Below are 12,158 nucleotides of genomic sequence, written 5' to 3'. Positions count from 1 at the left end.
TACGGAAAGCTTTCAGGCGGTCGCTATCGCTCCTACAGTTCCAAAATTCCCCTCCGCTGCTTTAGCCTCTAGCTAGTTCTTTAGTTCAACTGATATAGCCCGCCAACAAAAAAACCTCTGCCTGCAACAGCAGGCAAAGGATTAAGTGGAAAGCCAAACCGAGTGCATAAAAAAACAGGCGCCAGCGGCGCCTGTCATCCTTCGAGAGTTTCAGCTTCAGGAATTACAATCCGTAATAACGGGACTTGTCCGGTCCGTTACTGGTGTATTCCGTCTTCAACTCATTGCGGTAAGATCTTTCAATCTTGCGCACGTAGGAAAGTCTGCGGACATTCTTCATAACTTCCTCGGCGCGTTCCGCGTTCACATACATGACCGCATAATGCATCTTCCGCGATACATAATGCAGTGTTCCATATTTCTCCAGATTACGCGCCGCCTTAACGTCGCTAACCCATACGATATATCCTGTCCGTTCCGCAAACATTAGCTCATCCGCCTTTCTTTCTCTCCCCCTCAGAGGCGCTTATCCGCAGGAGCATTTGCCTCCGCTGCCGCATCCGCCGCCCTTAGGATTCGGGTCATTGCTTGGAACCTTGATGCTCTCCGATACAGAGAACGCAATCGCTTCCGACATGGAATGAAGAATATCGTCCAGCGTCTTCTCGGCCAGCTTGAAGCGGGCAACTTCCTCGAACTGTTCAAGTTCCTGCTCCACCCGCGATACCTCATCCTTGGCCGAATGATAGTTCGGGTGAAAATGTCCGAACCGCTGTGTCTCTTCGAACAGCTCCTTCTTGTTCTGCAGCTGTTTGACCATGGCCTGGATTTCCGGGTTGCAATCTACCCGGCCTTTCCAGTATAAGTAATCCGACACTTCGGCCGATTGGTTAATCATGTCGCCTAATTCATAGGCGTATGTCAGCACTTCGGTCATATCGACCGTATTCAATTCCGCTACGCTCATGAACTTCAACTCTTTTCTACGTTAATGTTCTACTGTACACAGTAGACTACCTTATCATAACATAACCACTTGCTCCAGCAGAAGAAGAATTTCTCAGCTCCGCAGGAATCAACAGCTTCATTTCATCCCAATCTCCCGGGTCCAGTTCCATTTCCGCATCACGAATCTGTGAATCGGAATCCAGCAGGCATCCGGAGACTCTCCATGGATGTCCGCTGATCCGCCCGGGAATAAAGTCGCAAACTTCATCTCTTATGGAAAGCCGGACTTTAATTCCCCACTTCAGCGCCTGCTCCATCACCTTTTGGGCCGTGGAGCCGTGATACTTCCGCCATTCCTTGATCCACATTTGCGGAACGTTTTCTTCACCTGTCCAATTGCTCTCTTCCACTTCAGCTGGGGACAGCGGTAAGGGCTGATAAACAGCTTCCCCGCCAAGGATTCCCCGCTTGGGGTCCGGAGACGGGAGAACGAAGTCAGCCAATGGCAGGCCGGGATCGCCTAGATCAAATAGTTTTTGCTTTACGTTACCTTCCCTGCCGCCGATGATCCGCGGCGGGGCCATTCCGGCTGCCGCAAGCTCCTTGCGCACCTGCTCCACCTGATCACCCTGCACAATAAAATGAAGCGGACCTACACGGGTGAGGCTGCCGCCAAGCCGGGGATGGGCGGCAATATCCGCTCCATCTGCCTCACTGCTGCAGGATAGCAGAATCACCTCGGAGAATGCCGTTCGGCCAATCCCCTTTGCCCACTGTCTTAAAGATAGGTCCACCTGTTCCGGCAATCCCCCTTGTGCATGGGCAGCCAGCCAGGAAATCGCCGTTTCTGGCAACAGTCCCTGTTCAGCGGCATGCTCCAGCCTTTCCCGGGTCAGCCTGAAGCTCCACAGATCATCACTATGCAGCAGCTCCGCGCAACCGCCAAGCGTCCAGCGGATAGTGTATGGCACTTCCGGCGGCACCAGCACCTCGAAATCCGGCTGAACAATAAACGACTGAAGGGAGGAATCTTGTAATATCTGCTTCTCCACGGGCGCTGGAGCATTCAGGTCTTCCACTGTCCCGCAGCCGGGAGCTGGCCTATCCGCAGTGAACAGATTCACGCAGCCGTCTCCTGCTTCCCCGCATGGATCGGACGAAGGCTTGGAGTCCGTCCAGCGGAAGCACCAGTCCCCGTAATCACTATACCCCAGCTCGCACCAGCCAAACCCGGCCAGACAGCTAAACCATGCCAGACAGGAGGCTTCCACTCCTGTTTCAGGATAATCTGCCGCAAGATTTAACTTATGCAACCTGTCCAGAATATCCGGCAGGGAGAACCATTGACCAGGCGCGAACTCTCCAGCGGAAATACAGTATCGAAAATGCTGCCTGACTGGCTCCTGCAAGCCGTAGCGGTTCAAGATCAGGTTATACAAAATATCGTTCATCTGCGGCTCATTGAGCGCAAACCATTGATCCAGCCTTTCTATCTCCAGCACATAAGCCTCACTCTTCCGGCTGATCAGTCCAAGCATGAGCATAAGATCAACCATAACCATGGCTGTCAGAGGCTGGGGCTCAGCATAAGCATCGCCGGGAATCAAACCCCGTAAATGCTCTTCGCGCAAAGAGAGCAGTGCTGTCAGACGGCTGATATTCTTCTTGTGGATCACACCTTTGGCAGTCAGAGGCAATCCTTCACGCGCTGTGAACAGCAACGCACGAAACAGCTCACCCGGCAATCCGCTGCCTGCGCCAAGCTTGAGCATTACCCTGTCGCCTGCCACTGGCAACGGGCTCATGGAGAAGAAATGCTGGTGGATAGCTGCGAGCTGCCGCACGGGAATTTGATACAGCTTCTCCCCCCATATTTTCTGCCGCAGCTCCAGCATTCCAGCCTGACGAAGCTCCTTCAGTGCAAGCCGCTGCTCAGCTCGGCACAGGGTGGCAGGACGCAAGCTGTCTGCCTTCTCTACCGCAAAGGGCTGGGCCGCATGGACCGCGCATATCATTTTCAGCACTTCCTGCGCTTCGGGCGATAACCCGTTCATAAAACCGCCTCCTCTTGCGTGTCCACGCCTCGGACGGCGTAATCGTAGCCTTGCTCGGTCAGAAACAGCCGCCGCCGCAGAGCAAAATCCTGTTCTCTGCTGTCCTCCGAGACAAGTGTATAGAAATACGCTTTATTCTCACCCGGCTTCGGTCGCAAAATCCGGCCCAACCGCTGGGCTTCCTCCTGCCGTGAGCCAAAGGCTCCCGAAACCTCGATCGCCACCGAGGCATCCGGAAGATTCACGGCAAAATTGGCCACCTTGGAGACCACCAGCACCCGCAGCTGCCCTTCATTGAAGGCAGCATACAATTGGCTTCTTTCCCGCTGTGGCGTTTTCCCAGTGATCAAGGGTGCCTGCAGGCTTTCGGCCAGCTGCTCCAGCTGATTCAGGTATTGGCCGATGACCAGTACAGCAGCACCGGCATGGGACTTAATGATCTTAGCGGCAGCCGCTGCTTTGGCCGGATTCCCGGCAGCAAGCCGAAACTGCTCTTTTCCGCCAGCATAGATATATTTGCTCCTTAAACCGGAATTCATGGGTATCAACATCTCTATGCAATCCACAGCGGCGATCCAGCCCTCTTTCTCCAGCGATTTCCAGGGCAGATCATAACATTTCGGCCCGATGAGGGAGAATACATCCCCTTCCCGCCCGTCTTCTCTGACAAGCGTGGCGGTAAGCCCCAGACGGCGGGTCGCCTGTATATCCGCCGTAGCCCGGAATACAGGAGCCGGAAGCAAATGGACCTCGTCATAAATGATCAGTCCCCAGTTCCGTTCATTAAACAGATTCATATGCATAAACGGTCCGTCTTTGGCCCGGCGAAACGTCAGTATTTGATAAGTGGCCACAGTGACTGGACGTACTTCTCTTTTCTCACCGGTATACTCCCCTACGGCATTTGCATCCAGATTCGTCCACCGCAGCAGTTCATCACGCCATTGTCCTACGGAGGTAGAGCTTGAAGTCAGAATCAGCGTCTCGCATTGCAGATCTTCCAACACAGCAAGACCTACAACCGTCTTGCCCGCCCCGCAGGGCAGAACGACAACACCGCTGCCTCCCGTGCCCCCAATCCCCCGAAACATACGGACAGCTTCCTGCTGATAATCCCGAAGTCCGAATGAGGCTCCCGGTTCCAGCCCCGGTTCCAGCCCCTCTGCTCCCCTCCAGGCGAGACTTAAAGTCTGCCCTTCACGATAACCGGCATAATCCAGCACAGGATAGCCCAGCCTGGTCAGCTCTTGCTTCAGTATCCCGCGCTGTTCAGCGGGACAGACGCTTTCCTGGGGGAGGTGCCTCCGCATACCCAACGCCTGTAAGGATTGGTTCGCTTCCAATTCATCCAGCAGTCCGGGTTGAATGGCACGTAGAATAATATAGCGGGGATCCCCCGTATGAGCATACAGCTCCAAGCTGCCGTACCGGGACATCAGCTCACCAATCTCCTGCTCCAGTTCGGCAGGAAGCCCCCAGCGGGAGAGCTTTTTCAGGCTGGAAATAATGTTCTCCGCTGTATGACCGGAAGCGGCGGCATTCCAGAGCGACAATGGTGTAATCCGGTAGGTGTGGTAGGCGGCAGGGCTTTTGACCAGCTCCGCGTAATCCGCCAGTGCAATTCTTGCCGCCTCGAACCCGGGATGAGCGCAATCCAGCAGGATTGTCCGATCTTTCCGGGTGATGCAGGCCCCTGTTCCATTCATCGAATCCCTCCTGTGTTTATGTCATGTTCAACCTGAGTTGGGGTATGTATCCCGTATCCCGCCCGCAGGATAGCGGAAAAAGCCCATCTCCGCACCAGCGGACATGAGCTTCCCTTGTAATCTTATCAATGCAGCTGCCGCTGCGAAATTTCGCTCAGCGCTTCTCCCGCTTCGTCCGCGAAGATACGCTTCACCGCCAAATCGCCGAGCGATACGATGCCGATCAGCTTCTTCCCCTGGACCACCGGCAGGCGGCGAACTTGTGCTGAAGCCATGAGTTCAGCCGCCTCGTCCACAGATGCAGATTCGGAAACAGTGATGACCTCTTTGCTCATCACCGTTTCCACGGAGGTTGATCCGGAATGCTTGTCCGCATAACCTCTAAGCACGAGATCCCGGTCGGTAATTACGCCAATCAATGTTTCTCCGTCATTAGAATCAACTACGGGAACAAATCCGGTGTCATAGTCTCTCATTTTGACGGCAACCTCATATACATTATCAAGCAGTGTAACCGTCGCGGTGTGCGTGGTCATTACCTCTTTAACTGTCTTCAAGAAACCTTCCTCCTGTCATGTCGCTATGTTATACGGGAGTAGGGTTTCCTCAATATCTTAAAATTATACGGTAAAAGATTATTCGTTCAGACAAGAATCAGCCATTGCCACCAGCAGCTTGGCGCCATGCAGCATGGCCTCTTCGTCAAAATCGAATTTGCTGTGGTGATGCGGATAAACCACCCCTTTATCCGGATTGCCTGCGCCCACAAAGATGAAACAGCCCGGAATCTCTTTGACATAATACGAGAAATCCTCCGCCGGCATAAGCTTCTCCATAAGGATAACATCTGCGGAATCACCCAGTGCCTCAGGAGCCATCCGGAAAAAGCGGTTGAATTCCGCTTCATGATTGACCAGCGGCGGGTAACCCATGAGGTAGTCGATCTTGGATTCTGCACCATATGCTGCGGCTATAGAGGCTGTAAGCTCTTCGATTCTCTGCCGGATTAAGTAACGCGTCTCCTCATCAAACGCGCGCACCGTTCCGGTTATCCGGCAGCGTTCCGCGATGATATTCTGGGCAGAGCCTCCCTGGATCGTTCCCACGCTGACAACAGCGGGACATAGCGGATCAACGGAACGGCTGACAATGCTTTGCAGTGCAGTGACAAGCGCGGCACCGGCCACAATGCTGTCGATGGTGCGATGGGGCATGCCGCCGTGTCCGCCTTTGCCGGTAATATCAATAAAAAACTCATCCGCAGAAGCCATCAACGGTCCGGGCGCACTGCCGATGGTGCCCAGTGGAAGCGGAGTCCACAGATGCAGGCCATATATAGCATCTGCCCCCTCCAGCACACCTTCGGCAATCATGCCCTGCGCTCCGCCGGGGCAAATTTCTTCCGCCGGCTGAAACAGAAACCGCAGTTCTCCTGTGATCTCTTCACGGCGGGTGCTGTAATACGAAGCAGCGGCGAGCAGCATGGCTGTATGCCCGTCGTGGCCGCAGGCATGCATGACCCCTGAATTCTGTGAGGCATACTCGCTGCTGTTCTCCTCCGTGATATTCAAGGCATCCATATCCGCGCGCAGGACCACTGTTTTGCCTGGCCGCATTCCCTTAAGGATTCCTGTCAGTCCATAACCGGCTCCGCTTCTTCTGACCTCAATTCCGAATTCGGCCAATCTGGCCGCTACATAAGCTGACGTCTCCTTCTCCTGGTATGACAATTCCGGATGACGGTGCAGATGGCGGCGCCATTTCACCATTTCCGGAAGCAGCTGTTCGATTGCTAACCTGTCCATATTCGCTCCATTCCCTTCTCCCGATAACCCGCTCCGGCCAAGACAGCAAGCGCTCCGCATCTTCATATCCCGGCCGCAAAGAGCTATATTTCTTTTATTGTAGCAGAAACGCAAAAAAGTGGGTATCTCCAGGCCCCGCCTGCCCTTGCGCAACCTTGGGAAACATACTATCATGAGGTAGACATCTATAATTGCGATCAGAAATAATCATTATACTTCATAAAGGGGATATGTGCGCTATGATATTTGAGAACACGGGCCTCGTAGGATTGAAAAGCGATCTTCTCTATCTGGACGAAAGCGCGGCCAAGGCCGGGTTCATCCGCTGGCAATGGGAATACTATCGCGCCACTTACGACTGTAAGATCGAAGATCAGCAGAACGGAGGAGAATACTTCCTGCGGATCAATACGCGCGCTGTCGAAGGAAAGCTGGAGAAGCCGGATACTATGCTTACCATTGAAGCCGTTTATTTGGGCAAAGCAACCTTTCCCCATGGCCTGGAGTATACATCCCCTGTGCCGCAGCCTGTACTGGACACTGCCGCTAAGCGGATACTTGAACTGAAAGAGCTGTTGGAAGCTTGAGTAGCGTAAAGGGAAAGACAACCAAAAAAGTCAGCCTGCCCAAAAGAGGAACACCCGACTTCCAACTGCTTATTCTCACTTTGCTCCTTGTCGGCTTTGGACTGGTTATGGTTTTCAGCACCAGCTCCAGTCTCACTCTGGCCAGTCAAAAATTCGGCAATGATTCGTTGTATTTTGTAAAAAAACAAGTTGTCTTTGTCATACTGGGAACCATCGTCATGTTTACGGTCATGAATATCCATTACAGCAAATTCAAAAAATGGTACGTGCCCATCTTCATCCTTACCTTGATTCTGCTGCTTGTAGTGGCTTTTACGGAGCGTATCAACGGTGCAAAAAGCTGGCTGAGCATCGGGAAGCTGGGCATCCAGCCTACCGAGCTGGCCAAACTTTCAATTATCCTTTATTTATCTGCACTCATTTCCAAAAAAGGCGAGCGGCTAAGGGATTTGCGCACCGGTTATATTCCGGTGATGGTCATTGTGGGAATTGTGGCCGGTCTAATTATGATGCAGCCGGATCTGGGCTCCTGTCTTATTCTGGTGGCTACCAGCGGGCTTGTCATTTATGCCGGGGGGGCCAGTATGAAGCATATTCTCGGTTCCATCGCCTTGCTAGTGCTGGGGGTTGGACTTGTCATGGGGGCAAAGACAGCAATTGATTCCTTGTCCCCGCCTACAAGTGAAAACATAGCCGCCAATGATTATAGAAAAGACCGGATTTCAGCCTTCCTGGATCCGGCTCAAGATGCTTCAGACAGCGGCTATAATATCTTGCAGTCTTTGATTGCCCTCGGAGAAGGCGGCACAACAGGCTCCGGATTTGGACAAAGCGTGCAAAAGCTTCATTACCTGCCATATCCGTATACTGACTTTATATTTGCGATAATCGGTGAGGAACTGGGGTTTGTTGGAACCTCCATCTTTCTCCTGCTGTATCTGTACTTTATCTGGCGAGGCATTCTGATTGCACTCAGGTGCACCGATCCCTTCGGCACACTCGTCGGCATCGGAGTCATGGGGCTGATTGCCATCCAGGCCTTTGTCAACATCGGCGGGGTGACGAAGACGATTCCGTTGACGGGGGTAACCCTGCCTTTCATCAGCTATGGCGGTTCCTCTCTGCTTGTTTCCATGCTGTGCATGGGAATCATGCTCAGCATTTCGAGAGAAACCAACCGTCCCGCCAAGGAGGAGGTCACGAAATCCGTGACCACCGTTAGAGGTGTCCGGGCCCGCTAAGGGTACATAGGAGGAACTCTTCCTGAAGCATATAAATTATTATATTTACACAAAAAGGCAGTCCGGAGAGAACCTCCCGGACTGCCTTTTTGTCATGCCCCGCGACTCACTTGGAGAGACGGGAATAACCGCTTACGAAATTTCGTCATTCTTGAAGGCTACGCCTTCCACTTTGACATTAACTTCAACAATATGAAGCCCTGTCATGCTCTCCACTGCTTCGCGCACATTCTGCTGAAGCATCCGGCATACCTCGTGGATCGGAGTTTCATAGAGAACAATAATACGCAAATCAACTGCGGCTTCAAGCTGTCCCACTTCAACGGTAACACCCTTTTGCACGTTTTTACCGCTCAGACGCTTAGCCCAGCCTTCTGACAAGCCGCCTGACATGGCCGCAATTCCCGGAGTCTCCAAGGCAGCCAAGCCGGCAATTTTCGAGACGACATCATTTGATATCCGTATGTTTCCCATTTCCAATTGAAGTTGTTCCGCCATGCCATATCCCCCCTACACTCATTATCAATTATTGTAATTCGAAAACAGGCTAAAAAGCAAATGACTTTCTATCATGCCCGTTTACACACTGGATCAATTTGGTTATATTGAATTATGAATTCAACCTACACATACAAGACTGGAGTGTGCCACACTTGAAAAAATGGATTTCACCTTCGCTTATGGTCATTACTTTCCTACTTAGCGCAATTGGTCACTATGCAGACTGGGACCACACCCTTCAGTTCGTGGTATCCGCCATCGCCGTCATTTTTGTGGCAGGCTTCCTCGGAAGGGCCACAGAAAGCGTAGCCCACTACGCCGGTCAGCGGCTCGGAGGTTTTCTTAACGCAACCTTCGGCAATGCGGCCGAACTGATCATCGCCTTCTTCCTGGTCAAGGAAGGGCTGTATGACATGGTTAAAGCCTCTCTCACCGGTTCGATCATCGGTAATCTGCTGCTCGTTCTCGGGCTAAGCATCTTTGCCGGCGGCATGAAATTCAAGGTTCAGAATTTCAATGTCACGTTAGCCGGACTGAACGGTTCCTTGATGATCGTGGCCGTCATTGCCCTGTTTGTTCCCGCCATGTTCTTCAACACCCACTCCATCACGGAGAAGGATACCGATGTGCTAAGTCTTGTTGTCGCAGGGCTGCTTATCGCTGCGTATATCGCCTGGCTGGTCTTCTCTATGATAACACATAAGAAATACTTAGAGGATGTCACTGTGGACGGCGACGAAGAGCTGCCGAACGAGCATGCACCCGTCTGGTCGAAGAACAAATCCATTCTCTATCTAGTGCTGGCTACAGTGATGGTCGCTTTCGTCAGTGAATGGCTGGTGGGGACGCTAGAGACGTTAACCGAACGTTTCGGGTTCAGTGAGCTGTTCGTCGGTGCATTCCTTGTGGCGATCATCGGTAACGCCGCGGAGCACAGTGCCGCGATCATGCTGGCGATGAAGAACAAGATCGGCGCCGCCGTGGAGATCGCCGTTGGCAGCAGCCTGCAGATTGCCTTGTTCGTAGCCCCCGTTTTGATCTTTGCCAGCTACTTTATGGGCAATACGATGGATATTGTGTTCACCATCATCGAGATCGTTGCCATCGCCGTCTCAGTGTTTATCGCTAAATCGATCATTCAGGACGGTGCAACCAACTGGTACGAAGGACTTCTGCTGCTCGTTGTTTATATGATTCTAGGTGTCTCTTTCTACCTGGTATAAGGTTGACCCCCGCCGGAAGCTGCTACACTTCGTACGAAACAAAAAACGCACATGAGCGGCCCGGCGGTCCTCATGTGCGTTTTTATAAATGGTTAGAGACTTGGCTTACAGCTCGCGCTCTTCCGCCTTCTTATTCAGAGCTTCGTACAGCACGGCCAAATTGCGTTCCAGCTCGCTCAGCACAAGCTTGCCCGTTTGCTCAGGCACCAGTCCCGCTCTGACCGCAAAATCGACCTCTTTGGAGAAGCCGTACATCTGGGTATCCAGCACTTCCTCATAGAGAGGGCAGTAACGAGTCGCCAGATTCTCCATCTGCACTTCGATGAGCTTCTGAATTTTATCGGCATCTTCTTGTAGAAGAGTAATCGCTTTAAGATTAAGCTGTTCCTGCAAATCCGATGAAGTCATGCATTTTCCCCCCCATGTCCAAAAGTTACAGCTGCAAATGCTATTTAATTTAATATTAGTCGAAATCCGAACCCAATACAAGAATTCAGTTTTTAATATATATAAAAACGCCCCACCGCAAGGGCAGGACGTCTTCGAAAATAGTAGATTACTCCGCAACAACTGTAAAATTCAAACCGTGTTTAGCAAAAACTTCGCTCATTGCTTTTTTCGCTTCTTCGGCATCTGTGCCATGAACATGAAGCTCGTAGCTCTGGCTGGAGACCAGAGTAGTGAACAACCCAAGAATACTCTTAACATCAATATACTTGTTGTCCGCTTGAAGAACGATAGAAGAGTTGAACTGGCTTGCCGTTTGGGCAATATCCACGATTGCCGCATTGTTACTGGACATAGGAATCCCTCCGCAACTTGATTATGGAACAAAGTCTTTTCTAATCAATTCCATGATACATTGAATCCGCTTACTCGCGCAAGGTGTTTTCTTTTTATTACATCTTATTTCAGGTTTTCCGGGTTCAGACCTTGAAGTTCCGGAATAACGAAGATACCATCCTTGCGGATCAGCACATCATCAAAATAGATTTCTCCGCCGCCGTATTCCGGACGCTGAATCAGCACCAGATCCCAGTGAATGGACGAGCGGTTGCCATTATCAGTCACATCATAAGCCTGGCCCGGGGTGAAATGCAAGCTGCCGGCGATTTTTTCATCGAACAAAATGTCCTTCATCGGATGCAGAATGTAGGGGTTGAAGCCAATGGCAAATTCACCGATATGGCGTGCACCGTCGTCGGAATCCAGAATTTCGTTCAAGCGAACCGTATCATTGCTGGACGCTTCGACAATTTTGCCGTTCTCGAATTTGAATTTCACATTTTCAAAAGTCACACCGTTATAAAGTGTCGCAGCGTTGTAGCTGATCGTGCCGTTGACGGAATCACGAACTGGAGCGCTGTAAACCTCGCCGTCGGGAATGTTTTTTTGGCCGGAGCATTTCTCTGCACCGATGCCCTTAATGGAGAATGTGAGCTCTGTTCCCGGTCCCGCGATACGCACCTTATCGGTTGCACGCATCAGCTCGGCAAGCGCATCCTGTGCTTTGTCCATTTTGGCATAATCCAGGTTGCACACCTCGAAGTAGAAGTCTTCGAATGCTTCCGTAGTCGTATTCGCCAGTTGGGCCATGCTCGCATTCGGATAGCGCAGAACCACCCATTTGGTGTGCTTCACGCGTTGTTCACTATGTACCGGGTGGGAATACAGGGAGTTGTACAGCTTCATATTCTCTTCCGGCACATCAGCCAGATCATTGACATTCTCTCCTGCACGGATACCGATATAACAATCCATTTGCTTCATCCGGTTCAGATCAATCTCCGCCCAGGTCTGCAGACTCTCACGGGTAGCATATTGAAGCATGCTGCGCAGAACAGTCCGGTCCGTCAGCTGCACAAATGCGTTGCCTCCGGCTTTGCCGACTTCCTCCACAACAGCTTTAATTAGATCTCTTTCGCTGCCGATCATTTCAACGAGCACGTTCTCGCCCGGCTGCACATTTACGGAATACCCTACAAGGTTTGCCGCAAGCTTCTGAATTCTTGGATCCTTCATTCTTCTCTCTTCCTTCCTCATCACTAAAAATAAACATACTATTCTATTGTAGCACGCCCGCAAAAGAGCGC

At 51.7% G+C, this 12,158-nt stretch carries 13 protein-coding genes; 3 read left to right on the top strand and 10 right to left on the bottom strand.

Features of this window, described 5'->3' with window-relative positions; all coding sequences use genetic code 11:
* Positions 1-223: 223 nt before the first annotated feature.
* From NSS79_RS13820 to NSS79_RS13795, 6 genes are all read right to left on the bottom strand, one after another.
* Positions 224-487, bottom strand: coding sequence for a YlbG family protein (locus NSS79_RS13820; RefSeq protein ID WP_020432997.1), 264 nt, complete (start codon positions 485-487; stop codon positions 224-226).
* Between the two features lie 39 nt (positions 488-526).
* The gene (locus tag NSS79_RS13815) at positions 527-967 is read right to left on the bottom strand and encodes a YlbF family regulator (RefSeq protein WP_340898813.1); all 441 of its coding nucleotides are present in this window, start codon (positions 965-967) and stop codon (positions 527-529) included.
* A 46-nt stretch (positions 968-1,013) separates the two neighbouring features.
* Positions 1,014-3,002: a helicase-associated domain-containing protein gene (locus tag NSS79_RS13810; RefSeq protein WP_342439770.1), complete on the bottom strand. Its 1,989-nt coding sequence runs from the start codon at positions 3,000-3,002 to the stop codon at positions 1,014-1,016.
* Positions 2,999-4,708 carry a DNA repair helicase XPB gene (locus tag NSS79_RS13805; RefSeq protein WP_342439769.1) on the bottom strand — a complete coding sequence of 570 codons (1,710 nt, stop codon included), beginning with the start codon at positions 4,706-4,708 and terminating at the stop codon, positions 2,999-3,001. The genes NSS79_RS13810 and NSS79_RS13805 overlap by 4 nt, the downstream gene beginning before the upstream one ends.
* 125 nt (positions 4,709-4,833) lie before the next feature.
* Positions 4,834-5,265 carry a CBS domain-containing protein gene (locus tag NSS79_RS13800; RefSeq protein WP_038590501.1) on the bottom strand — a complete coding sequence of 144 codons (432 nt, stop codon included), beginning with the start codon at positions 5,263-5,265 and terminating at the stop codon, positions 4,834-4,836.
* 78 nt (positions 5,266-5,343) lie between these two features.
* Positions 5,344-6,513 carry a M20 family metallopeptidase gene (locus NSS79_RS13795; protein WP_342439768.1) on the bottom strand — a complete coding sequence of 390 codons (1,170 nt, stop codon included), beginning with the start codon at positions 6,511-6,513 and terminating at the stop codon, positions 5,344-5,346.
* A gap of 239 nt (positions 6,514-6,752) precedes the next feature.
* On the opposite strand from NSS79_RS13795, the gene NSS79_RS13790 reads away from it, so the two are divergent.
* Positions 6,753-7,100: a YugN family protein gene (locus NSS79_RS13790; protein WP_342439767.1), complete on the top strand. Its 348-nt coding sequence runs from the start codon at positions 6,753-6,755 to the stop codon at positions 7,098-7,100.
* A complete protein-coding gene (gene ftsW / locus NSS79_RS13785; RefSeq protein ID WP_342439766.1) occupies positions 7,097-8,341 on the top strand; it encodes a putative lipid II flippase FtsW in 1,245 nt (414 codons plus the stop codon). Before NSS79_RS13790 ends, ftsW begins: the two co-directional genes overlap by 4 nt.
* 132 nt (positions 8,342-8,473) lie before the next feature.
* Here the strand turns inward: ftsW and NSS79_RS13780 are convergent, their stop codons facing one another.
* A complete protein-coding gene (locus NSS79_RS13780; RefSeq protein ID WP_019911482.1) occupies positions 8,474-8,839 on the bottom strand; it encodes an Asp23/Gls24 family envelope stress response protein in 366 nt (121 codons plus the stop codon).
* A 155-nt stretch (positions 8,840-8,994) separates the two neighbouring features.
* Here NSS79_RS13780 and cax point away from each other — a divergent pair, with 155 nt between their 5' ends.
* On the top strand, positions 8,995-10,065 hold the full coding sequence (gene cax / locus NSS79_RS13775) for a calcium/proton exchanger (protein ID WP_342439765.1): 1,071 nt from the start codon (positions 8,995-8,997) through the stop codon (positions 10,063-10,065).
* Between the two features lie 105 nt (positions 10,066-10,170).
* On the opposite strand, the gene NSS79_RS13770 is transcribed toward cax, so the two are convergent.
* From NSS79_RS13770 to NSS79_RS13760, 3 genes are all read right to left on the bottom strand, one after another.
* A complete protein-coding gene (locus NSS79_RS13770; RefSeq protein ID WP_038590492.1) occupies positions 10,171-10,473 on the bottom strand; it encodes a YlaN family protein in 303 nt (100 codons plus the stop codon).
* 148 nt (positions 10,474-10,621) lie between these two features.
* Positions 10,622-10,867, bottom strand: coding sequence for an HPr family phosphocarrier protein (locus NSS79_RS13765; protein WP_038590490.1), 246 nt, complete (start codon positions 10,865-10,867; stop codon positions 10,622-10,624).
* Between the two features lie 104 nt (positions 10,868-10,971).
* The gene (locus tag NSS79_RS13760; protein WP_038590487.1) at positions 10,972-12,087 is read right to left on the bottom strand and encodes an aminopeptidase; all 1,116 of its coding nucleotides are present in this window, start codon (positions 12,085-12,087) and stop codon (positions 10,972-10,974) included.
* Between the last annotated feature and the right edge of the window lie 71 nt (positions 12,088-12,158).

Origin of the sequence: Paenibacillus sp. FSL L8-0436 (assembly GCF_038593025.1) — a bacterium.
Classification (GTDB): domain Bacteria; phylum Bacillota; class Bacilli; order Paenibacillales; family Paenibacillaceae; genus Paenibacillus_AQ.
This window is presented reverse-complemented; position numbering and strand designations above follow the sequence as displayed.